This is a genomic window from Brevibacillus borstelensis (assembly GCF_036700025.1).
GTDB lineage: Bacteria > Bacillota > Bacilli > Brevibacillales > Brevibacillaceae > Brevibacillus > Brevibacillus borstelensis.
The window spans coordinates 2553674-2576635 of sequence record NZ_CP144922.1 but is presented as its reverse complement, the minus strand read 5'-3'; the positions used below and the strand labels follow the sequence as shown (position 1 = coordinate 2576635).

The 22962-nt window shown below is 50.5% G+C and carries 26 protein-coding genes; 6 read left to right on the top strand and 20 right to left on the bottom strand.

The window, feature by feature from the left end; translation table 11 throughout:
- Nucleotides 1–87: 87 nt before the first annotated feature.
- Both V5G20_RS12105 and V5G20_RS12100 read right to left on the bottom strand, forming a co-directional pair.
- Nucleotides 88–411 (bottom strand): SCP2 sterol-binding domain-containing protein, encoded by a 324-nt coding sequence (locus V5G20_RS12105; RefSeq protein ID WP_003385914.1) that lies wholly within the window; start codon nt 409–411, stop codon nt 88–90.
- Between the two features lie 199 nt (nt 412–610).
- The gene (locus V5G20_RS12100; protein ID WP_003385915.1) at nt 611–925 is read right to left on the bottom strand and encodes a YbjQ family protein; all 315 of its coding nucleotides are present in this window, start codon (nt 923–925) and stop codon (nt 611–613) included.
- A gap of 367 nt (nt 926–1292) precedes the next feature.
- Between V5G20_RS12100 and V5G20_RS12095 the strand changes: the two genes are divergently transcribed.
- From V5G20_RS12095 to V5G20_RS12085, 3 genes are all read left to right on the top strand, one after another.
- Entirely contained in the window at nt 1293–1469 is a 177-nt protein-coding gene (locus V5G20_RS12095; RefSeq protein ID WP_170208357.1) for a hypothetical protein, read from the top strand.
- Between the two features lie 126 nt (nt 1470–1595).
- On the top strand, nt 1596–3800 hold the full coding sequence (locus tag V5G20_RS12090; protein ID WP_122958711.1) for a YhgE/Pip domain-containing protein: 2205 nt from the start codon (nt 1596–1598) through the stop codon (nt 3798–3800).
- 45 nt (nt 3801–3845) lie between these two features.
- On the top strand, nt 3846–5225 hold the full coding sequence (locus V5G20_RS12085; RefSeq protein ID WP_422387995.1) for a TrkH family potassium uptake protein: 1380 nt from the start codon (nt 3846–3848) through the stop codon (nt 5223–5225).
- A 139-nt stretch (nt 5226–5364) separates the two neighbouring features.
- Here the strand turns inward: V5G20_RS12085 and V5G20_RS12080 are convergent, their stop codons facing one another.
- Nucleotides 5365–6897 carry a YifB family Mg chelatase-like AAA ATPase gene (locus V5G20_RS12080; RefSeq protein WP_338463427.1) on the bottom strand — a complete coding sequence of 511 codons (1533 nt, stop codon included), beginning with the start codon at nt 6895–6897 and terminating at the stop codon, nt 5365–5367.
- A 123-nt stretch (nt 6898–7020) separates the two neighbouring features.
- On the opposite strand from V5G20_RS12080, the gene V5G20_RS12075 reads away from it, so the two are divergent.
- Nucleotides 7021–7332, top strand: a complete 312-nt coding sequence (locus V5G20_RS12075) for a hypothetical protein (RefSeq protein ID WP_003386010.1) — start codon at nt 7021–7023, stop codon at nt 7330–7332.
- A 41-nt stretch (nt 7333–7373) separates the two neighbouring features.
- Nucleotides 7374–8099: a polysaccharide deacetylase family protein gene (locus tag V5G20_RS12070; protein ID WP_327970465.1), complete on the top strand. Its 726-nt coding sequence runs from the start codon at nt 7374–7376 to the stop codon at nt 8097–8099.
- A gap of 140 nt (nt 8100–8239) precedes the next feature.
- Here the strand turns inward: V5G20_RS12070 and istB are convergent, their stop codons facing one another.
- The 4 genes from istB to V5G20_RS12050 all read right to left on the bottom strand — a co-directional run bounded on the left by istB (nt 8240) and on the right by V5G20_RS12050 (nt 12261).
- A complete protein-coding gene (gene istB, locus V5G20_RS12065) occupies nt 8240–8968 on the bottom strand; it encodes an IS21-like element helper ATPase IstB (RefSeq protein WP_122906949.1) in 729 nt (242 codons plus the stop codon).
- Nucleotides 8965–10467: an IS21 family transposase gene (gene istA, locus V5G20_RS12060; RefSeq protein WP_122906950.1), complete on the bottom strand. Its 1503-nt coding sequence runs from the start codon at nt 10465–10467 to the stop codon at nt 8965–8967. The genes istB and istA overlap by 4 nt, the downstream gene beginning before the upstream one ends.
- 353 nt (nt 10468–10820) lie before the next feature.
- Complete coding sequence (locus tag V5G20_RS12055; protein WP_338463426.1) at nt 10821–11432, bottom strand: 3'-5' exonuclease; 612 nt, start codon at nt 11430–11432, stop codon at nt 10821–10823.
- Nucleotides 11433–11490: 58 nt separating this feature from the next.
- Nucleotides 11491–12261: a nucleotidyltransferase domain-containing protein gene (locus V5G20_RS12050; RefSeq protein ID WP_003386013.1), complete on the bottom strand. Its 771-nt coding sequence runs from the start codon at nt 12259–12261 to the stop codon at nt 11491–11493.
- Nucleotides 12262–12628: 367 nt separating this feature from the next.
- Between V5G20_RS12050 and V5G20_RS12045 the strand changes: the two genes are divergently transcribed.
- Nucleotides 12629–13444: a hypothetical protein gene (locus tag V5G20_RS12045; protein WP_003386014.1), complete on the top strand. Its 816-nt coding sequence runs from the start codon at nt 12629–12631 to the stop codon at nt 13442–13444.
- Between the two features lie 285 nt (nt 13445–13729).
- Here V5G20_RS12045 and V5G20_RS12040 read toward each other — a convergent pair whose 3' ends face one another.
- The 13 genes from V5G20_RS12040 to ffh form a co-directional block, all read right to left on the bottom strand.
- Complete coding sequence (locus V5G20_RS12040; RefSeq protein WP_327985859.1) at nt 13730–14125, bottom strand: YraN family protein; 396 nt, start codon at nt 14123–14125, stop codon at nt 13730–13732.
- Nucleotides 14122–14415: an EscU/YscU/HrcU family type III secretion system export apparatus switch protein gene (locus V5G20_RS12035; protein ID WP_024982994.1), complete on the bottom strand. Its 294-nt coding sequence runs from the start codon at nt 14413–14415 to the stop codon at nt 14122–14124. Before V5G20_RS12035 ends, V5G20_RS12040 begins: the two co-directional genes overlap by 4 nt.
- Nucleotides 14412–16076, bottom strand: coding sequence for a hypothetical protein (locus tag V5G20_RS12030; RefSeq protein ID WP_338463425.1), 1665 nt, complete (start codon nt 16074–16076; stop codon nt 14412–14414). The genes V5G20_RS12035 and V5G20_RS12030 overlap by 4 nt, the downstream gene beginning before the upstream one ends.
- A gap of 37 nt (nt 16077–16113) precedes the next feature.
- Complete coding sequence (locus V5G20_RS12025; protein WP_327927360.1) at nt 16114–16890, bottom strand: ribonuclease HII; 777 nt, start codon at nt 16888–16890, stop codon at nt 16114–16116.
- An 80-nt stretch (nt 16891–16970) separates the two neighbouring features.
- A complete protein-coding gene (gene ylqF, locus V5G20_RS12020) occupies nt 16971–17861 on the bottom strand; it encodes a ribosome biogenesis GTPase YlqF (protein WP_338463424.1) in 891 nt (296 codons plus the stop codon).
- 39 nt (nt 17862–17900) lie between these two features.
- The gene (lepB, locus tag V5G20_RS12015) at nt 17901–18458 is read right to left on the bottom strand and encodes a signal peptidase I (RefSeq protein ID WP_003386020.1); all 558 of its coding nucleotides are present in this window, start codon (nt 18456–18458) and stop codon (nt 17901–17903) included.
- 118 nt (nt 18459–18576) lie between these two features.
- On the bottom strand, nt 18577–18924 hold the full coding sequence (gene rplS, locus V5G20_RS12010; protein ID WP_003386021.1) for a 50S ribosomal protein L19: 348 nt from the start codon (nt 18922–18924) through the stop codon (nt 18577–18579).
- Between the two features lie 147 nt (nt 18925–19071).
- Nucleotides 19072–19824 carry a tRNA (guanosine(37)-N1)-methyltransferase TrmD gene (trmD, locus tag V5G20_RS12005; protein WP_003386022.1) on the bottom strand — a complete coding sequence of 251 codons (753 nt, stop codon included), beginning with the start codon at nt 19822–19824 and terminating at the stop codon, nt 19072–19074.
- A 13-nt stretch (nt 19825–19837) separates the two neighbouring features.
- Nucleotides 19838–20356: a ribosome maturation factor RimM gene (gene rimM / locus V5G20_RS12000; protein ID WP_024982988.1), complete on the bottom strand. Its 519-nt coding sequence runs from the start codon at nt 20354–20356 to the stop codon at nt 19838–19840.
- A 66-nt stretch (nt 20357–20422) separates the two neighbouring features.
- Nucleotides 20423–20854, bottom strand: coding sequence for a YlqD family protein (locus V5G20_RS11995; protein ID WP_003386024.1), 432 nt, complete (start codon nt 20852–20854; stop codon nt 20423–20425).
- Nucleotides 20855–20922: 68 nt separating this feature from the next.
- Nucleotides 20923–21150: a KH domain-containing protein gene (locus tag V5G20_RS11990; protein WP_003386025.1), complete on the bottom strand. Its 228-nt coding sequence runs from the start codon at nt 21148–21150 to the stop codon at nt 20923–20925.
- A gap of 23 nt (nt 21151–21173) precedes the next feature.
- Nucleotides 21174–21446 carry a 30S ribosomal protein S16 gene (rpsP, locus tag V5G20_RS11985; protein WP_003386026.1) on the bottom strand — a complete coding sequence of 91 codons (273 nt, stop codon included), beginning with the start codon at nt 21444–21446 and terminating at the stop codon, nt 21174–21176.
- Nucleotides 21447–21554: 108 nt separating this feature from the next.
- The gene (ffh, locus tag V5G20_RS11980) at nt 21555–22961 is read right to left on the bottom strand and encodes a signal recognition particle protein (RefSeq protein ID WP_003386027.1); all 1407 of its coding nucleotides are present in this window, start codon (nt 22959–22961) and stop codon (nt 21555–21557) included.
- Nucleotide 22962 lies beyond the last annotated feature (1 nt).

Below are 22962 nucleotides of genomic sequence, written 5' to 3'. Positions count from 1 at the left end.
CAATTGCGGAAATGAATCCGGTTTTCCAGAAATTTGACTTGGATGTTTTCCCGTTTTCAAGGTGTTTGATTGCCTATTTTTTTGAGGTTATTGATACTTTTGCAGGATCGACTGCAGCTTGAGAGACAACCCCAAATCACCCTTCACTTTTAGCTTTCCCATCATGAAGGCCATCGTTGGATTTAATTCCCCCCGGACCAGCTTGATGAAATTTGAATCAGACATCTCCAATATGCAAGCGGCTTCGTCCGGACCACCTTCGACCACACTTACGGCGTTCTCGCTAAAGGTTATCTGGAAAAGACCGCTGTCCTTGAGCTGAAAATGGAAGACTGCCCGCAGTCCTTCCAAACCGGCCGGATTCGCGTTTATTTTGTCTGCTAATGCCGCCATTGTCTCTTGTACTGTCATACGGATCACTCCTCAATTCTCTTTTTCAGTTTTTGGTCCATTCTGTCCAAATATTCCTTCTATTCATTAGCATAGTCCGATTCAATGTGCAGAGTAAAGCAAAAAAGAAGCCGGACCTTCCTGCTGTCCGGCTTCCTCTTCTTTTTGGGGGTTACTGCTGGCGTTTATGATGCGTCGATTCCTGCACTGAGAGTAAGGCTTATCTGACTCTGACCGCTGTTCCGGTGGCGATTACCATCATCATGCCTTCTCTGAGGGTTTCGAAGTCGAGATCGACACCGATGACAGCATTCGCGCCGAGAGCACGTGCCCTGTCTTTCATTTCACGCAGTGCCATCTCTCTTCCTTCTGCAAGCTTGCTTTCATATGCCCCGCTTCGGCCGCCAATAATATCCGTAATCCCTGCCAAGAAGTCACGGACAACATTGGCGCCTAAAATAATTTCCCCACTGACTATATCGAGATACTCCTCGATTTCTTTCCCTTGCAATGTACTCGTTGTTGTAACGATCATCCTCGCACCCTCCCGCTTGTTTAAACTAAGTCGTCTTTCTACTAATACGTTATGATGTCACTCCAAGTTTCACATGTCGCTGTTTTACATACTGTCGCTTCACTCGTTCACGTTTCACATGTTGCGGTGCCTAATCCTTCGTTTATTAACGTTTGTTTTGCTGGTGCTCCCTGGATGTGGGCTCGGTCTGCGGAGCCACTTCGGCCGCCTTGCCCTTGCTGCTCTGCTTATGCAAATCGATGTTTTTGTTCTTGGACATGCAATCCTCCTGCTACAGTGTTTTTCTACAGTATGCCCGGAGCATCTCCTCATATTATCAGAGGACACGGTGCATTCTATTGGAAATGGAAACGACAGGAGGCCAAAGATGAAAGAGCCTTTTTGGACAAAGCGGCATGATTACGCGGATGACGCAGATGGCTTGCAGCAATTGGTCGAGGTCATCAACGCCAAGGGAGACACCGGCGAGCTTAACGAGATTCTGTCGGAAGATGAATCCATCGGAAGTCAATCCGATGCCGAATCAGATCGGCTCAAGCCCTGACATTCAAAAAAAGAGTATCCTTCATGAAGAGGGGCACTCTTTTTTGGTTTTCCCTCACCTGTTTTGGTGATACATTATTCGTATTGTATTTGTAATTGCGAAGGAATTGATGCGGAGGATTTGGACATGAATGGAATTCGGCTTGCTTTACAGGACATTAAAGAGATGTGGTCCTCACACCTACTGAGAAGGTCCGTACTTGGCTTGATGATTCTGCCCTTGTTGTACAGTTTTCTCTATCTCTGGGCTTTTTGGAATCCGACCGAGCTTGTCAACAAGCTTCCCTTGGCCGTCGTCAATCTGGATCAAGGGATGGTCCAAGGCGCCAAAAAGGTTACCCTCGGACAAGATTTGACGAATAAACTGATTGCCGATGAGAAAACCAATTGGCAGGAAGTTTCCTTGGCCGAAGGTGAGGAAGGGATCAACAAGCTTGACTATTTTATCTTGTTGGTGATCCCTGAGGATTTTACTGCAAAAGCGTATAGTGCAGGTACTTCTGCTCCAGAACAGACTCAGCTTCAGTACCGCATTAACGAAGGTGCAAACATGCTGGGAGCAAAAATTTCCAGAACCATCGCAGAAACTGTAGAAAAACAGCTCCAGCATGAGCTGACCACACGATATCTTCAAGTGGTATTTGACAACTTGATGGAAGGCGGAGAAGGCCTCCAAAAAGCGGCTGATGGATCGGCTGCACTTGCCGCTGGAACCGACCAGGCCCTAAACGGGGCAAATGCGTTGGCAGCCGGATTAAAGGAAACTCATTCAGGGATGGCAAAATTGTCCTCTGGACTTGCTGATTTGTCGACAGGTGCCAATCAACTGGAAAACGGAATCATACGGTTGGACACAGTGGCCGGACTGTCATCTGCCGCAATCGGAAAAACAGCGGAGCGCTTGCAGTCCCTTGTCTCGTCATCTGAAAAACTGTCAAGTGATTTGGATGTGATTTCTGAAGGAGCACAAGCGTCAATCCGCGAGCTGCGCAACGGTCGCCAGGCGATAGCAGCTGTCGCTGACTCTATCAATACCAGCGCTCAATCTGCAGCCAAATTGCGCGATGATGCACTGGCTCCAGTCAATACAGCACTGGATAAGCAGCAGGCAGCTATGGACGAACTCAATCATTCTCTTGTCAGCTTATTCGATTCGCATCCCGAGCTGAAGAATTCTGAAGCGGGAAAAAGGGCCTTGAATGCGCTGGAAAATGCCTCACGCTACCGACAAACCGTACGGGATGATATGGAGCAGGCTAAGAATTCGGTCGACCAGCTTAGAGCCGATATGGCTAGTGCCCATTCCAGACTGAATGAGGCTGACCAGAGTATTCAAAAACAAACCGATCAATTACAGGCGGCGCTGAACCGTATTCATAGCGGCATAAACGGCCTTACGAGCAAACTGAGAAACGATGCCGCCCTCGCTTCACTGCCAGAGCAACTGCGAAGCTTGTCTGAAAATATCCACAAGCTGCAGGAGGGCAGTACGGCCCTGGTAAATGGTTTACAGACCTTTGGCCAAGGCTTCTCCCGTTTGCAGGAGGGGAATTCCAGACTCATGGATGGAGCCGACAAACTAAGCAGCGGTCTGGGAGAAATCTCCCGCGGGCAGCATGAGCTGACCCAAAAGCTCCAAGAAGCAGCAGGCATGGCCAAGCAGGACGGGAAGGCCGATCAGCGAGTTCAGGTTATTGCCGACCCAGTCGTCGCTGTTGAGCAAAATCTGCATCCCGTGCCGAATAACGGCACCGGCTTTGCTCCATACTTCCTCGCGCTCTCGCTCTGGGTAGGCTCATTGGTATTGTTCTTTGTGATCGATATCAAGAAGGTATATGCGATGCCGAAACGACCGCTTTCTTATATCACAAACAAATATTTTGCTTTGGCTTCGGTCAGCATCCTGCAGGCGATCATTTCGGTGTTCATCCTGCATGCCGGACTGGGTGTCCATACGGAGCTCCCCCCTCTCCTGCTTTACGGTTTTGCTATTCTGATCGGACTGTGCTTTACTGCCATTTTGTTTATGCTGTTGTCTGTACTCGGCAATGATGTGGGAAGATTTGCTGCTGTTCTCGTATTAATGCTGCAGCTCACCTCTAGCAGCGGGTCCTATCCGGTCGAACTGGAGCCTGGCCTCTTTTCCTTTATCCAGCCGTTTTTGCCGATGACCTATGCAGTGGAGGGACTGCGCCAACTCATCTCTGTCGGCAACACGGGAATTCTGCAGATCGACGCCCTGGCTCTCTTCTTGTTTGGACTGGGAGCATTGGTTCTGCTTTATGTCACCAAACGCCGCAGTATTTTTGAGGAGATCAGCCAATCTGTTTAGCTTTGCAAGTTGTCTGTGATTCCGGTATGATTACCGGTATGAATCATGGTCAGGAGGCAGTTTTTTTTGACACTCACCTATAACAAAAAAAGATTTAGTTCCGTTCAAATCATCGTATTTTTGTACTTATGCAGTGTGCTGGTAGCTTCTATTTTGCTATGGCTGCCGTTTTTCCACCTTCCAGGTGTGAGGCTCTCCTTCATCGATGCCATGTTTACTGCAGCCAGCGCCATTAGCGTAACCGGACTGAACGTAATTACGATTCATGAGGTCTTTAATCAAAAGGGGATTATTCTGCTTACGCTGCTCTTTCAAGTTGGCGGAATCGGGATTATGACATTGGGAACCTTTTTTTGGATGATGCTGGGGCAACGAATTGGCTTGGAGTACCGCAAGTGGATCGCAACCGACCACAATCGCCCAACCTTGGCCGGCCTGGTTGAATTGATGCGCAACATCATCGTACTCGCCGTAGTAATCGAGCTTGTAGGGACCATTTTGCTCGGCAGCTATTTCCTGATCGCAGGCTATCACCAAGATTGGTACGAGGCTTACTACTACGGATTTTTTGCCGCCGTCAGCGCTTTTACCAATGCAGGTTTTGACATCTACGGAAACTCCCTGCAGGACTTTTCCCACGACTATATCCTGCAATCCATCACAATGGGCCTGATCATCTGTGGTGCTGTTGGCTTTCCCGTTCTGATCGAGCTGAGAAACTACTTTGCCCATCGACGAGTAGGGCAACGATTTGCCTTTTCTCTATTTACAAAAATTACGACTGTTACTTTTTTTTCTTTGATTGTTGTTGGGACATTGTTCTTTTTCCTGTTTGAAAAGGACTTCTTCTTGCAAGGAAAGAGCTGGCATGAATCACTGTTTTACTCCTTGTTTCAGTCGGTGACAACGAGAAGTGCCGGGCTATCCACAATGGATAGCAGCCTCCTTTCCACCCCTACGATAGTAGTCCTGGCTGGCCTGATGTTTATCGGGGCTTCTCCAAGCAGTGTAGGGGGCGGGATTCGGACGACCACCTTCTTTGTTCTCGTCGCTACAGTGGTCGCATATATGAGAGGCCATAAAGACGTAAAGGTCTTCCGCCGGGAACTGGTCGAAGAAGACATCATTCGTTCGTTCATCGTCTTCTTCGTTGCCGTCATACTTGTCATCGCAGCGGTTGTGTCGCTGATGTGGATTGAGCAGCTCCCGCTTCCGCAGGTTCTGTTTGAGGTGTGTTCCGCCTTTGGAACGACAGGACTGTCTATGGGAATCACCCCCGAGCTGAGCGGTGCCGGAAAAATGATATTGATTGTCATGATGGTCATCGGCCGGATCGGGATCATCAACCTGTTGCTGTTCCTCAAAAAAGACGATCGCATTATTACGTATCACTATCCAAAGGAACGCATTATCATCGGCCAGTAAATATTGGGGCCGGACGAGAATGCAGCTTTTTGTACGAGTTTGCAGTCCGTTTCTTTCCCTCGACCCTCTTCATCTGAAGAGGGTTATTTTTATGTAGCAGGAGAAATCAATGATGCTTTCCCATCCGCAAAACTCTCGTTCAAACAGCGATATTGCGATCTAGCGCCCTGTAGCGGATTGCTTCCGCCACGTGCGCGGACCCAATATCTACCGCTCCCGCCAAATCCGCTATTGTCCGGGCCAGTTTTACGATCCTGTCGTAGGCTCGGGCGCTCAGCCCCAGCGTGTCGAAAGCCATCTGGAGCAGCTCCTGTCCCTCCTTGTCCAGTTTGCAGTAACGACGCAGTTCTTCTCCATTCATTGCGCTATTGAACGGTGCTGCAGGGCGATTCGCAAACCTCTTGCTCTGGATCGCTCTGGCTGCTTCTACTCGAAGGCGAATTTCAGCGGAGCTTTCAGCTGCGTTCCTTTCGTTCAGCAACTGTATCGGGACTCTTGGCACTTCTAGGTGAAGATCGATACGATCGAGCAAAGGGCCGGAGAGCTTGGCGCGATATCTGTAAATTTGCTGCGGTGTGCACGTGCATTCACGCTGGTCTTTTGAGCCGTAGAAGCCGCACGGACAAGGATTTAACGACGATATCAGCAAAAACCTTGCTGGAAACGTAAAAACGTGCCGCGATCTGGCGATAGTCACAACTCCCGCTTCCAACGGTTGCCGAAGCGCTTCCAATACGTGCCGTGAAAACTCGGGCATTTCATCGAGAAACAAGATGCCGCCATGAGCCAGACTGCATTCCCCCGGTCTCGGGCTATGGCCTCCTCCGCCGACAAGCGCTGCCGTCGTCACTGTGTGATGCGGAGAGCGAAATGGCCGCTCCTGGATGAGTCCTCTTTTATCCGTCAATTGCCCGGCGATACTGTAAATTTTTGTAACATCATACGATTCATCCAGATTCATTTTTGGCATGATGGACGGCAAGCATGTTGCCAGCATTGTCTTTCCGGAGCCTGGAGGGCCCATGAGCATCACATTGTGAAAGCCGGCGGCAGCCACTTCAAGTCCCCTCTTTACAAAAGTTTGACCGTAAACCGAGGAGAAGTCGGGTAAAGACTGCCGGGCAGAGTTGTCATCTGACCTCTCTTCAACTCCCTCCGGCGCTTCGAGGGTCGTTGACCAATACTTTACAGCAGCGCTTAAACTCGCAGCCGGCAGAACGGTCAATTCGGCCAATTTCGCCTCGGCGGCATTTTGCTCAGGCAGGATCACATGTGTAAAGCCTTCCGCCTGTGCCTGCAGCAAAATGGGCAAAACACCGCTGACCGGCCGCAATGAGCCGTCCAATGCCAGCTCCCCCAGCAGCAAAATTGCTTCTCTTCTCTGTGGAATCTGTTTGGACGCCAGCAGGATTCCCATTGCGATAGACAAATCAAATCCGGAGCCTTCCTTTCTCAGATCAGCGGGAGCAAGGTTGACTGTAATTCGCTGCATCGGGTACTCGAAGCCGGAGTTGCGAAGCGCTGCCCTGACGCGATCGCGCGATTCTTTTACAGCTGATCCCCCTAAGCCGACCAGATCAAACTGGGGCAAACCATTAGCTATATCGGTTTCAACAGCGACCAGCATGCCGTTGATCCCGTAAACAGTTCCGCAAAAACTGCGTGCGTACATAGACAAGCATCACCTCTTACTTCCACTGTAGAAAAAGTAAGATGGGGCTGGCAAATAAGTTTCCAGCAGCCATAAGCGATGGTACAATAATAGCTGGAAATTAAAGTGAAAGGAGTTGAACAAATGGATACGACGATTGAAAGGGCACTCGGCGTGATGCTGGAAAACTGGGACCGGTTAAAGAAAAGTCAGGAGGATGACGCAGAGGAAGATGCAAATCAATTTGAGGCCTCCTTCTACGCTTTGATAGATGAGATTCGGGACTGGTTCGCAGGCCTGGAAGAGGCGCCCAAGTCGCTTGACGAAGCTGTTCGACTCCCCGAGATGGAACAGATTTTGAAACGATTGCCTGGCGAACTCGTCTTAAATTTTGAGACTGAGTTGGAATTGATCGTCGAAGGGGAAACAAGAGAGGAAGACGAGAGGTACGACTAAGGATCAGCATAAAAATTGATAGAAACAAAGGAAAAAATATGATGAAAAAGAAATGGCTCCTCATTGTCTCATTAGTCGCTCTTCAATTTGCATGTGCTTTTTCACCTGCTCCTGCGGAAACGGATTCTGCTTCCACCCCCATTTTGGAATACCATTCCATCGTGGATAATAAAGACAACATGTATTGTGTCGACCCCGTTACTTTTGAGGAACAAGTAAAAACAATCTTGCAAATGGGCTATCAGCCAATTACGGCATCAGAATTGCTCGAAATGTGGAAAGACAAGAAAAAGACGGTCTCCAAGCCTATTTTGTTAACATTTGACGATGGTTATAAAGACAATTACACCACTGCTTTTCCCATTTTGAAAAAATATCAAATAAAAGCTACCGTGTTCCTCGTCACTTCCTCCATCGGGAAACCGAATTTTTTGTCATGGGATGAGATTAAGGAAATGCAGGAAAGCGGTTTGATAGATTTTCAGTCGCACACGATTAGCCACCCCAATCTGTTGAAATTGAAGGCGGAAGAGGTACGGAATGAGTTTATCGAGTCAAAGCGAATGCTGGAGCAGCACCTGAACAAACCTGTACGGATCCTCGCCTATCCATACGGCTATCATCGCCCTTACATGTTTCCCATGTTAAAAAAGGCTGGTTATGAAATGGCGTTATCCACGTATCCGGGTCTGGCTGGGGAGCGGCAAGGAATGTTTGCTGTGCGTCGTATCTCGACAACCAAGGATCCTTTGGGATTCCTTCGTTGAATGAATGGCTCCTTTTTGGGGAAGGATCAGCTTAGAAATCGGTTAAAACAAATTGACAAAGGATTGCTGTGTGTTTTTCGCAAGTCAAAAATACAGAGAATCGCTGCGGATTTGTGCATAGGCACGGCCAACGCTGAAGATTATGACGATCTCACTCCGGATAGCGCATTTCGTAGCCGGTAGCTCTCGCCGGTGAAAGCCAGGACGTGTGCGTGGTGAACGAGTCGGTCCACGAGCGCTGCTGTCAGTCTGGCATCTCCAAACACCGTGTTCCACTGGCCAAACTCAAGGTTAGAGGTGACAATCACACTCCTTTGCTCATAGCATTCGGAGATGACGTTAAACAGTAGTTCAGCTCCGTCTTTGTGAAAGGGCACAAACCCCATTTCGTCGAGGATGAGTAACTCAGCCTTCTGCAACTCCCGCTGAAAACGGCTAAGCGTCCCGGATTGGTACTTGTCCTGTAACGCGGCCACAAGGTCATGCACCCGAAAGAATCGTACCTCGTACCCTCGTCGGCAAGCCTCCACGCCTAGTGCCGTTGCCAGGTGGGTCTTGCCTGTTCCCACTTTGCCCAGCATCATCACGTTCTCTTTCCGCTCGAGAAATGCCAGATCCGTTAGGAGCTCACGACTGCAATGCGCTGGGAAGGTGACTGCTCCGAAATCATAATCCTCTAGTGTCTTCATCTGTGGAAACCGGGCTTTCTTCATGAGTCTGCGAATCCTGGATATCTCTCGGCCCCGCAGTTCCACTTGGAGGACTTCAAGCAGGTATTGCGAGCGGTCATTGAACGCAATCGCCTCGTACGCTTCCATCACATACCCCAAGTGGAGGTTCTTGCATGCAGTAACCAATTCGTGTTTCATGCTCTGCTCACCCCCAGAATGGCGTCATATTGCCTGAGGTCCGGTGTGTGCCCGTGAATCTCCATCGGTGTATGAGCCTCCGCAAACGGCTTAGGGTGAAACTCAGGATGTTTCATCGCATATAGCGCATGCTCAAGGACTGTGTCAGGATCGAAATGCCCAGCCAGTGTATCGAGTGCAGCACCCATGTCGGACATCTGGTGTGTATCTAACAATCGACGAATCAGAGCCACACGAGATTTCCTCAGATCGATATCCTCCACTTGCACGAATCTGCGGACGGAAGCAGGCATGAACCTCGCCAGATCGGAGTACATCACCATCCTTGGCTTTCTCAGGTAACCCTCAAACACATCTGTCCACTCAATCGGGATTGCCTTTTCCGTGTACGGGCGAGGCAACGTCCCCAGGTGTCGGTACTCTCCGTCGCCCGACAAAACCTCGATCTCGTCCCATTTCACCTTGAGCAATACGGGATCTAGCGCACGGCACTGCGGTAGTGGATATGTGGTTGTTTCAAACCGGAGTTCCCTATATTTGTTCAAGCGGGCCGGTTCAAGCCTGAAAACCTCAAACGCAACGGTTGGCATAGCCAAAAGCTTCTTCCGTTCTTGCTCCCACAAGTCGACGATACGCTCTTTCTTGGCATAGTGTGGACGATCCATGTCTGCCTCTGCTGCCTGGGCCAAGTATGTCTCAAGGTCAGCATCCGTTTCGCAAATCGGTGGTGGTACGAGCCAATTACGCCGACTGTACCCCACCTTGTTCTCCACATGCCCCTTTTCGTGACCACGATAGGGATTACAGAATTCTGGGTCGAACCGGTAGTGGGTAGCAAACCGCAGGAACTGATCGGTGCATGACCGCTTTCCATCACGGCCAATCGAGACCACCGCCGCCGACAAGTTGTCGAACCAGATTTTCCTCGGAACGCCTCCCATCCGTTCAAAGATGCGCTTCATTGCCTCCAGAAAACACTCTGTGTTCTCCTTTCGAACCGGAAAGGCGAAGGCCGCATTGCTAAACGGGAAGGACATAATCAGCACTTTGCGCTCCACGAGTTGACCTGGTTGCCCAACATAGGCTGTACCAAAATCAACCTGTGCCTCGCCGCCGGGGTGTTCGAGTCGTTCATAGCTTTCGGCACGTTCCAGCTTGAGTTCTTTTCGGCGTTTGGCTACATATTCTTCAACAGTGCGTCGTCCGCCCTCAAACCTGTATTCATCACGCAGACGATCAAAGATTCGCTTCGCGGTATAACGCTGTTTGCGGGGCAACGCCTGCTCCTCCGTTAACCAAGTATCAATGATGTCAAGATACGGACCGAGAACGGGATATCGTCTCTTGCGCCGACAAACGGGTTCATTCCAATCGTCCTTTGTGGCGTATTTCTTGGCTGTCCTCCAATTGACTCCCATGGCTCTCGCAATCTCCGAGATTGAATAATCCTCATTCTCGTACAAAAATTTGATATACTGTTGCTGTGGCACTTTCAACATTCCTCTCACATCTCCCTGGTTCTTCTGGACAAAGACCAAGGTAGACTTAATAGAGTGATGTTGGCAAGTGCCTATTTATTTTTCCGCCTTGTAAAACGCAGGCTAGCTCTGCATTTTTACGCTGCGATTTTCTGTACTTTTATTATGCGATATACAGCTGTGAAACTGTCAGCAATCCTTTTCTTCGTTTGAGTTCTAGCTGGTTTCAGTTGATTAGATGAATGAAAACTTATGGATAATGGGGGCCCTCGTCTTCACGTTTATTCCCTAACCAGCGAAGTGCTTTGCACTTCCTGCTTGCTCGCTGCACATTCCAGACAAAAGCGTTTCGACCCGGAAAAAGCGGTGTAGTACTATTCTTTTGAACATCTTCTGCATTTCCAGTAAAGAGCACACGACATCGAATAGTTCTCCTCCGGCGCATTCCTCTCAAGCTGCACGTGAGCGCGATGCTTCATTAACAAATTTGCCGTGTTGATCGAGTCTGTAACAGCGGAGTGAAGCCTTCCCTGAACCTCCAGCCCCGATTGCAGGACAGCGTCCTTCAGCTTCATTTGTGTACGACCGCTCAAGTAATGGCTGATCGCCGGTTGAATATCATTATAATTTTTCAACCAGTTCAGGCTTATTCCGTATCTCGCGCAATGCTCAACGAATAGTAGTCTGTCATCCCCTCCCCAAGAACATAAATAATAGTCATCACCGAGCCAATCGATGAACTGCCGAATGCCTTGCTGAAACGGTACTACTCGCTGCAAATCCGCTTCTTTCATCCCTATGAACTTTCTTGTTCTCAGGCCGATCTTTCCTCTTATCTCTGGATGTGTATAGCACTGAAATGTTTGCATCTGTGCCGACTGAGGATCAGATAAGTTTATTTTTCTTGCACCAATCTCGATAATTTCGGGAGTTTGCCCCTTTTCGTATGTAAATGTAGTCTCCAGATCAAACACAACTGCATCCATATCTTCACCTCAAGTGCACCATCATGTAGTCAATCAGTTTATTATAACTCAGCAGGCCCTACTGCCATACGATTTTCAAATATTTGCGATAGAGTTCATCAAGCTGCTGTGTTGGATCGGCAATGACGCTCCTTTGCAAAGCTGCGTAATCCGTATAATGTGTCATTTGCTCTTCGATGAACAGATGTAATTCATCGATCCGCTTTTCCAGATTCAGCTCCTCTCCCGCTATCTTTCTTTTCAGCAATTCCTCGATTATGTGTTTTATCTGTGAATCATCGAGCAAATCATCGAGCAATTCCTGAAACAATATGGGCGGATTCGTGTTGTATTTCTCGATCCACATGCATGCCAGCAGAGGGCGAAGCACGTAAAAGTATTTCTTTATCCGGACCTGTTCGCCTTGCAAATAATCCCGATAATTGCCTTTGGCCATGCTGAGATAATGGTGGAGGGACGACTTTGGAGAGAATACTTGATGCCTAATATTCAGCATCTCCTCTTTAAAACCGTACGCATCGTGATAGACAATATCGGAATTCAGCCATTCCAAGAGCGGCGGATTCGATTTTCGAAACAGCTTTAAAGCCTTTCTGATATCCCAACCGCTACTATCAAGTACATCATTGATCGGCTCCTCGATGACATCCCTTTTGTCGTCGATAGACAGATACCACTCAAGGGGTTTGATATACACAAACCTCACGTCGTAGTCACTGTCTTGAGACGGAAACCCCCATGCCCTGCTCCCTGATTCCACAGCAAATAAAATGCGTACCTGATGCTCTTCTTCTATTCTTTTGAGCGCTTTTTGAATGGTTTCGATCATTTTTCGTCCCTCGTCCTTCTGATCCACGTCATTCCTTGCCATTTTTGCTTTTTTCGTAAGCAGTTCAATGATTCTCTCATTTTGATCAATTTGGTGATAATATTGAAATTGAGCCCATTTTCATTCCCAACCGGACACACTGTTTTCGATTGAGATGGCATACCGTAATTTGCTTCCTAGCAATCAAAATGACTATCTCCACCGCCTCTTCCATTCATGAACCTCATAACGCTTCCTCAAAACCAATATAATGGAATATACTTAATGAAGCTACTAAAGTATGCAATCCGACTGAAGCTCGTCTTCCTTTTTACAGATAACTCTCTCCACTTCTTAGTACGATTCTTACCAGTAGGAGTTGTTCCCATTGATTTCGCTCAATTTCGCTTTTGAGGAAAAATACCGTTCGCATACTGTTACACTGAACATAGAAGAAACCGCTACTCCCGATACATACTCGCATGCCATTGAAAAACTTATTCATGACTTTATCCCCTATATCGGGAAGACGCAAAATGATATGTATTCCCTTGAAATCATCGTGGCCGGGGAGGAAATCAGCGAACCGGCGTTTTGGGAAAAGGCGATTCTTGATTTTCGTTTGGAGGACTTGGCAATCCGTTATCACAAAGCATTGATACATCTTGTTAAATCCTCAAAACCTGTTTGGCTCGATGAAGAAAATCCTGCTGGACGAAGTGCAGCCTTTTATCTGTCCAAGCTATCAGTCGCTAACCTCCCCTATTACACTGAGTACATAAAATGGCACGACATGGATCACGAAGTGTCAGAATATCAGGATATCGAGGAACTGATTAAAATGTACGGTTGGTGTCCTGAAACTTTGGAGCTCGCAGCCGTTCGCGGCGGCATCGGATGTGGCCAAGAGGGGCTCTGGCAGTTTGACAGCTTTGTGAAAGAAATGGGGTTAAGGGAATACTTGCTGGAAAACAATTTGCTGGATCATTTTGTCTTTGCGGTATTCCTGGAGAATTACCTCAAGCATTACGGAGAGATCATGAAGAACAACCGTCATTTTCATTGGCCATTGTCATACTGCCTTGATTTTGTTTCCGATATTCTTGCCGATTTGATCGAAGATGAGGATGTCGCTGGGGAATATTTTGCCAAATGCCGCTCCATTGCCGAGAATTATTACGCGGAGCATAAATTGCCGGTGTAATTCAGATCGTGATGTGATTTCTCTACCAGGACCATGACTGGAGAAATGATTGGGAAGCTATGAACAGCAGAATTATGCCTTTCCAAAGGACAGGGAGTGACCGTTGCGGAATGAATGCTCTGCTCAGGGGAACAAAAAAATACCCCCCGGCGAAGCCGGAAGGTCAAGAGATGGTGCTTGGAGGAGTTTCATCGCGTCGAGTACAGTACATAGTACGCGATCAAACGGCCCTCTGCTTTAGACGCATCCCCAGTAGGCGGCCTATTTGGCGCCCGTTTTTCGGTTTTAAAAGGCATACTCGACATGGGTAATGACTGGTGCTTGGACCGTAATGTCCATATTGGCCCTATCGTTCGCTTTGCCCGTATGATACTGGATCCCCACTACATCAAAGCGAAACTGTCTCACCGAAATCATATTCGCTTGCATGTACGTGAGCGCCATCTCCCTCAGCTTTTTTTGCTTCTGCCATGTAATTGACTCTAAAGCAGAGCCGTATCTCAGGCCGCTTCGAGTACGAACCTCGACGAACACAAGAACATCCCCGTCCCAAGCAACCAGGTCGATTTCTCCCCTCGCTGTCCGGTAATTCCGTTCTACGATCCGAAGCCCTTTTTGCTGCAAATACGCTTCCGCCATGCGCTCGCCTCGATGGCCCAGTTCACGGCGTGCATCATTCACCCCAACTTTTTCCCTCCTTTGTCCAGACGGTAGACGAAAGCGAGGACTTCCGCTACTACCTGGTACAGCTCGGGAGGGATTTGCTGGTTCAGATCGAGTTTGCCCAGCACTTCTACCAGTGATGGATCTTCCTGAATCGGAATATTGCTGTCTTTGGCAGCCTTCAGCAGGTTTTCCGCCACGTAGCCCTTGCCCTTGGCCACAACGGTTGGCGCCTCCATCACGCCAGCCTGATAACGCAATGCAACGGCTTGCTTTCGCTTTTCTCTTTCAAAGGGAGGGGTGCTCATACGCGAAAATCTACCCCCTTGTAGTCTGCAAGCATGTATCCACTATTACCGCCCAGCCGGGGGGCCGTCCGTTTCGCGTCCGCGTCCGGGATGCTCTGTACCCTCATGGAGGAGAGCTGATAGCCAATGCCTTGCAATTGGTCAGCCAGACCCTCTCGCATGTTCTGGACGAGCGGTTCTACCCAATCATTGTTGTTGAACACCTGGATATTCACAATTCGGTTGACGATCCCGACATCCAGCATGGTCGTGCCCATCGCATTTAGATCGAGATGGAAAAACAGGCGGCAGTTTTCCGGGTCCAGCTCTCCTCCGCCTTTTTTCTTGGACTCGATTTGTACATAGGCCGTGTCCTCGCCATCGTTTGTCCGGATAGGGATTTGCATGACCACTTGTGCAAACGGCTGATTGGAGGGCTGTGCGAGCATGAGCTGCTGTCCGGTGACTTGCTGCAGCAGAGTGTCTGCCGCATCGCGCAGACCTGCAGGCATGCCGTTTTGCGAACTGGAGGCAAGCTGCAATAACAGGGACTTTACAGACTCCAGTTGCCTCTGAGCTTCTTGTGCACCCTTCATCGCATGTCCCAACGCATCGCGCTCGTGGGAAAGCCCCAACTGACGAAACATCTCCAAAATCGGGTGGTCATTTCGCGGAGTTTGCGAGGACTGGAGGGATGCTGCTCTGTCGGTATCTGTACCGCTCGATTCCGCTTGCCATATGCCCGCAGGCTGGTCGGCGGAAGTGGTCAGACCTCCGGCTCGTGGCTGGCTGAATGGCTGATTCCCAGACCTCGAGACCTGCTCTGTCAGCGTCCTCAACTGCTGCTCGCCGAACTGCCCAGTCGCCGCTCCTTTTGCATGGCCGGCCATAGCTGCAGAATTTGACGCTGGCTGCGGTGATTCGGACACATCGCCCTGTGGCAAAGCGACTGGCAGTTTGGCGACTTTATCGCGGAGCTGTCCGACAATCATCCGAAGCTGGGCGTTCAGAAGATCGGCAGCCGCATTTCCCGCTCCACTGCCGCCTGAAGGCCTTGCTTGGCTTCCGTCTTGCGAGAAGCGATTCGCCCCTTGTTCCTCAGATTGCAAAAAGCTGTCGGCTTGGTTCAAAAAATGTTGTATCACTTGAGCGAGCGGCTTTTCTGACAGAAATGCTTTCAAGCCTGCAATTGAGTCGGGCGTCACCGGTAGATTGCGCTTCAAGGCAAGCAGGAACGCATCCAGTGTCCCCTGATCCGCTCCCAACTGCTGTGTCACGGCAGCATAGCTTTGTACAGCATCCCGATTTACAGGAAGGTTTGACGAAACCAGTGCTTGGACGATCGCTCGGTTCTCTTTTGTTTCCGCGAAGCCCAGAGACCTCATCAAGCCTTCGAGGGATGCATCTGCGACCGTTCCACCCTGCGGAGAGTTCAGCACCTTCAGTGTGATGACACCGCTGGTCGGCTGGACTTGAAGCCAGGCTCGCTGGCCTGCTTCCAGATTCGCTTCCAGCTTTGCCTGGACCTGCATCCCCCCGATCTGGACCAATGCCATATTTTCTGGATATGTCCTCACTACCGCTCCTGTAAATACTTGGCCAGGTGTAAACTCAATCGGTTTGGGAGCCGCAGCGCCGGTGCGCTGCATGAGCGATTGTACCATTTGCGCAGGGGAAAACATGTCATGCCTCCTATATCGCAAGCCCGGTGCCGGAGCGTCAGGCCTGCGCCTTTACCCCGGTAAACGTCCTCCGATGGATCGGGGTCGAACCGCAGCGCTCCAGAGCCGCCAGATGCTCCGCCGTACCGTAGCCAGCGTTTTTTTCAAAGCCGTATTGCGGATAGGTTTCTGCGTATTTTGCCATGATTCGGTCTCGTGTCACCTTTGCGACGACCGAGGCCGCCGCAATGGAGACGCTTTTGCCGTCTCCGCCGATGATCGGCAATTGCCTGTAGGGCAGATCCTTCAACTGAACAGCGTCGATCAGGCAAGCGTCCGGGGCAAGCGAAGCATCTGCGATAGCCAGCTTCATCGCTTCTTTCGTCGCTTCCAAAATATTGATCTCATCGATGCGTTCGGCGGATACGATGCCAATCCCGACCGCAACCGCTTTGGATGCAATGACTTCGTAAAATGCTTCTCTCGTCGCAGCCGGCAACTTTTTCGAATCATTCAAACCAGGCAGGTAAAAATCTGGCGGCAAACAGACAGCCGCAGCCACTACAGGCCCCGCCAGAGGTCCTCGCCCTACTTCGTCGATGCCGAGAAGATGCTCATATCCCTCAGCCCGGAGCGACCGTTCAAACGTGGTCATCTCCTCCCACTGGCAGGCAAGCTTCTCCTGTCTGGCCTTGGCTTGCTCCATTTGGCGCACAAGGTCATGCACGCCTTTTCGTTTATCTTCTTTCAGCAATTGTAAAAAATCTTTCGGGACCTCGTCCATTTTTTCTAGCAGATCCCGTATTTCTTTTATCGACATTTCGGCCAGATTCATTGATTCCATCACCTTACGCTATGTATTTACGAAAAAACCCGTCTACCCATTGGATAGACAGGTGTGTATCTGTAAGCCTCCTAAATGAGGGCTTGCGGCTTGCCGATCGGTTCTTCCATTTCCCAATCGATGGGGCGCTCCAGCGTAACGGTCCCCAATTTGCCTGACCGCAGGTCGCGCAAAAACAACTCGGCTGCCTTGTCATAGTCGATTTCTCCGCCTGATATGAGGCAGCCGCGCTTTTTGCCGATTTCCTCGAGCATGGTGACCCGGTCTTGGGGCAATTCCTTCAGCTTGAACCGCTCTGTCAAGCGTTCCGGGTAATAGTGCATCATGTAGCTGATCGCAAAGAGCGCCACTTCCGTAAAATCGATCAATTCATCCTTGATGGCGCCGCTCGCTGCCAGCCGAAGACCGACCATCTGATCCTCAAACTTCGGCCACAGAATCCCTGGCGTATCGAGCAGCTCCAAGGTGTCGCCCATTTTTACCCATTGCTGCGCCTTGGTAACAGCCGGTCTGTCACCCGTTTGCGCCACGGCACGCTTGGCCAGTCGGTTGATCAGCGAGGATTTCCCCACGTTTGGAATCCCGAGAATCATAATCCGGATCGCTCGGGCCTGCATGCCGCGCTCCGCTCGCTTGGCCAGCATATCTGCTGCCAGCTCCTTGCAGACTTCGGGCAGCTTGTTCACGCCTTTTCCGCTCAAAGCATCGATGGGGAGAGTCCGGAGGTTTTGCTCGCGGAAGTATCGAACCCACTCTTCCGTTACCTTGTCATCTGCCAAATCGGCTTTGTTCAGCAGCAGCAATCTCGGCTTTTCACTCACAATCTCGTCGATCATCGGATTGCGGCTTGATAGCGGCAGCCTGGAGTCAAGCAGTTCGATCACTACGTCAATCTGCTTCAGCTTCTCCGTAACCTGTCTGCGGGCCTTTGCCATATGTCCGGGAAACCACTGAATGGCCATGACGTCTCACCTGCCTTTTTGTCATACATATTCGTCCGATCAACGGGTTACCCGTATGTCGGAGAAGGGCCAAAATACAAACTCGGCACGTCCCACCACACGATCCAGCCCAACTGGGCCGATGGCGCGGCTATCGTGACTGTTCAGGCGATTATCGCCAAGCACAAAAATTTGTCCTTCGCCGATCTGGAAGGGGCCGAAATCCTCAGTCAGCGGAATCTTCCTCTCCGCCGCTTCCTTGCGATTTTGGGCCAAGTAGGGCTCGTCTACGACTTTCCCGTTTATCAATAACTGGTCATCCTTCGCTTCTACCGTATCTCCCGCTACCGCGACAACCCGCTTGATATAATCCCGTTTTTCCTCGGCATGGAAAACGATAATATCGCCGCGCTTCGGCTCGGAGAGATAGTAGATAGCTTTATTGACCACCAATTTTTCGTTGTTATGTAAAGTGTGCTCCATCGATTCACCGTCTACGATGAAGGGGGCGAACAGAAACGTTCGGATGATAAACGCCAAAATGATCGCTATGCCTAATGCCTTGAGCCATTCCCATGTCTCGTTTTTGGCTCGGCTGGAGGCGACTTCTTCGCTCATATTTCGATCCCTCCGCTTCTGCCGGTATGTTCCCCGAAATAGGGTTTCTCCATTCTTCTGCAATGGAAAAAGAGGCCCGGCTAGCAGGCCAGACCCCTTTTCTATCGAACACTTGCTATTATCGACGAATTTCCTTGATGCGGGCTGCCTTACCAACGCGATCGCGCAGATAGTACAGTTTCGCACGGCGAACTTTACCGTGGCGCACAACCTCGATCTTGTCGATCTTTGGAGTGTGTACCGGGAACGTACGCTCAACACCTACGCCGTAAGAAATCTTACGAACAGTGAAGGTTTCGCTGACACCTGTACCACGGCGGCGGATCACAACGCCTTCAAACAGCTGGATACGCTCGCGCTGACCCTCGATAACCTTAACGTGAACACGAACAGTGTCACCAGGTCGGAACGCAGGAATGTCCTGTTTCAGTTGCTCTTTTTCCAATTCACGAATTACTTGGTTCATCCTCAATTCCCTCCTTCCGATCAGACGTTCTTACTCGTCTATCAATAGCCGGCATGAAAACCGGGATACGAGTAGCGGACCGCCTTAGTCAGCGGGCAAAATTGCCACAAGAAGTATATTAGCATATTGATCTGCAAACTACAAGGTTTATTCCTTAGACAAGCCCGAATTTTTTTCCTCTTGTTCCAGCTCGCGCAGCAGCTTCTGCATGTCCTCGGTCATTTCCATAGCAGCCAGCAGGTCGGGCCTGCGCTCTTTTGTTCTCCTCAGGGATTCCTTCATCCGCCAGCGAACAATATTGGCATGGTGGCCCGAGAGCAAAATATCAGGCACCTTCCACCCGCGGAACTCAGCCGGGCGCGTATAGTGAGGATGCTCCAGCAATCCGGTGGTGAAGGAATCCTCCACAGCCGAGCTCTCATTGCCCAAAGCCCCGGGTTGGAGGCGGACGACACTGTCGATGACGACCATGGCAGCCAGCTCGCCACCTGTCAGCACGTAGTCGCCGATCGATATTTCATCGGTCACGAGATATTGGCGGATGCGTTCGTCATAGCCTTCGTAGTGCCCGCATATAAACACCAGGTGCTCTTCACGGGCCAGCTCCTCCGCCAGCTTTTGTCGATACGGCTTGCCTTGCGGACACATGAGGATAACCCGAGGCTTCGCCTCAGCGGTTACTGCCTCGACAGCCCGAAACAACGGTTCCGGCTTGAGAACCATGCCCCCGCCGCCGCCGTATGGCGTATCGTCCACGGTACCGTGCTTGCTCTCGGAAAACTCCCGAAAGTTTGTCACGTGAAAGTCCACGATTCCCTTTTCCTTGGCCTTGCCGAGAATGCTGCTCCCCAAGACTCCTTCGAACATTTCGGGAAACAGTGTCAATATGTCAATTCGCACCCATTGTCCTCCTCTACAGCAAGCCTTCCATCAGGTGGCAGACAACGCGTTTGCCGGCAATATCGACTTCCTTGATGCAATCGTCAATATACGGCAAAAGGATTTCTCCGCGCTTCCCTTTTACGACCCATACGTCATTGGCACCGGGCTGGAGGACATCGACGATTTTTCCCAGCTCTTCTCCCGTATCTGTCACCACCAGACAGCCTACCAGCTGGTGTATGTAAAATTCGTCTTCCTCCAGCTCCAGCAGGGCATCGTCCGGGATTTTCAGTTCGCCGCCCTTGTATTTCTCCACGTCGTTGATAGACGAGTACCCTTCAAAACTAAGGATTTCAAAATCCTTGTGGGAACGGCGGGTCGCTACTTTAAGCGTGATCGGCTTGTCCAAGGAAGGGTGGAACAAATACAGCTCGCTGCCTTTTTTAAACCGCTCGTCAGGGAAATCAGTCGTGGAAATGACCCTGACTTCTCCCCGCAGCCCTTGCGTATTTACCAGCTTTCCCACGGTATAGAAACGCTTTTCACTCATGCGGTTCCTCCTTTCGGTTCGCGAAAACCTGTGTTTCGAGTACAAGCAGTGACGAAGCACGGCTGTTTACCCGTTAGTCGGCGGTCCGTTTCTAATCTCGTTAACGACACCGTCTTTTATCAGGATTACCGTTCCTGACATTTTTTCTTCCCAAACGTCGCCAATTTCAATTTGAACCGGGCTTTGTACCGTCATATAGTCCAATTCCGCACCCGCAGGCAAGGTTTCCACCAGCCTCATCTGTACATGCAAATGCTCCTGCTTTTCCTGGCGGCGGCGCTCTTCCTGCGAAATTTTTTCCTGTACCTGCTGCAGCATGTCTGCCGATCGTTTGCGGGCATCAGCCAAAAGCTTTTTCGCCTGAAACTCCCACTGCTGCCATTCGTCCTGCTGTTGGCGAAGCTGCCTTTGGTACTGCTCGGTTAGCGCGGCACGAGACGCTTCGGTCAAAACGATTTTCACCTGGACCGTACGTAAGATCGTGAGCACGTCTGCCATTTCCTCCCGTAAGGACTAGTCGACATCTGGACCTATAGAAAAAAGACTGGGACACCTCCCAGCCTTTCCTAGACAATCTCAACCGTGACCCGCTTGTCCGTTTGCACAGATGCGGCGGTCACGACAGTGCGAAGAGCCTTCGCTATTCGCCCCTGCTTGCCGATGATCTTCCCCATATCATCGGGATGCACCGACAGTTCGTAGACGAGCGTGCGCTCTTTCTCCACCGCATTGACACGAACTTCATCAGGATGATCGACGAGAGCCTTTGCGATCGTTTCGACCAGTGCTTTCATCATCGGACCTCCAGATGAACGGCTTACTTGCCGTATTTCGTTTCGTGTACTTTCGCCATAACGCCTGCTTTGGAGAGCAGGTTGCGAACGGTATCAGTCGGAGCTGCACCGTTCAGGATCCATTGCACCGCTTTCTCAGTGTCAATGTTCACAACAGCCGGTTGAGCAACCGGGTTGTAGTAACCGATTTCCTCGATGAAACGGCCATCACGCGGAGAACGGGAGTCAGCAACAACTACACGGTAGAATGGAGCTTTCTTGGAACCCATACGCTTCAGACGGATTTTAACTGCCATGTTGTTCACCTCCTATATGGATCAACGCAATCAACTATGCGTTGGCAATGCTTATCTGAACCATCGCCGCCCTTGCTTTTGCAAAAAGAGGCGAAGAGATCATCCCACTTATTTAAATGGCGGCTTGAAATTGAACGGGAAGTTGTTTCCTCCCTGATTGCCGCCTTTGCCCATGAACGGAAGTCCGAAGCCTTTTTTCTTCGCCTTCTTTTTCATCTTGTCCGCGACGCCGGTAAACTGCTTCATCATTTTTTTCATCTCGTCAAACTGCTTGATGAACCGGTTTACTTCCTGAATCGTTGTCCCGCTGCCTGCCGCGATGCGTTTTCGGCGGCTGGCGTTGAGCAACTCAGGGTTGGAGCGCTCTTCTTTGGTCATCGATTTGGCGATCGCCTCGACACGGGCAATCTGTTTTTCATCCACCTTTACGGAGCCCTTCATCTTGTTCATTCCCGGCATCATGCCGAGAAGGTCCTCAAAAGGTCCGAGGTTGCGCATTTGCTGCATGGCGTCGAGGAACATGTCAAACGTAAATTCCCCTTGGCGCATCTGGCGTTCCATCTCTTTGGCCTTCTCTTCATCGACGGCTTCCTGCGCCTTTTCGATCAGGCTGAGCACATCGCCCATCCCGAGAATCCGGGAGGCCATGCGATCCGGGTGAAACGGCTCCAGAGCATCCAGCTTTTCGCCCATCGCGGCAAACTTGATCGGCTTGCCTGTCACTGCTTTTACGGACAAGGCTGCACCGCCGCGCGTATCGCCGTCAAGCTTGGTCAGAATCACGCCCGTCAGCTCCAACTGGCTGTTGAAGCTCTCTGCCACGTTGACGGCATCTTGACCTGTCATCGCGTCGACTACGAGCAAAATTTCGTCCGGCTTGGCTACTTCGCGCACTTGCTTCAGCTCTTCCATCAGCGCTTCGTCAATATGCAGCCTGCCCGCCGTATCGATAATCACATAGTCGAGGTGATTGGCTTTCGCATGGTCGATCGCTTGTTTGGCGATCTCGACCGGACTTACCTGATCACCCAGAGAGAAAACGGGAACGTTCAGTTGATCCCCCAAAACCTGCAGCTGCTTGATGGCTGCCGGACGGTAAATGTCGGCTGCAACCAATAGCGGTTTGCGATTTTGCTTTTGCAAGTACTTGGCCAGCTTGCCAGTCGTCGTCGTCTTACCGGCCCCTTGCAGACCAGCCATCATGACGACTGTTGGCGGTCGGTGAGACGCGGCCAATTGGGCGACGTTTCCGCCCATTAATTCGATCAGCTCTTCGTTGACGATCTTGATGACCATCTGGCCGGGAGTGAGGCTCTTGAGCACCTCTTGCCCGACTGCCCGCTCTTTTACGCGAGCAACGAAATCCTTTACGACCTTGAAGTTGACGTCGGCTTCCAGCAGGGCCAGACGGACTTCGCGCATCGCCTCACTGACGACGGCCTCGTCGATCTTGCCTCTGCCGCGCAGTTTGTCAAATGCGCTCTGCAGCCGGCTGGCTAAGCTTTCAAACGCCATA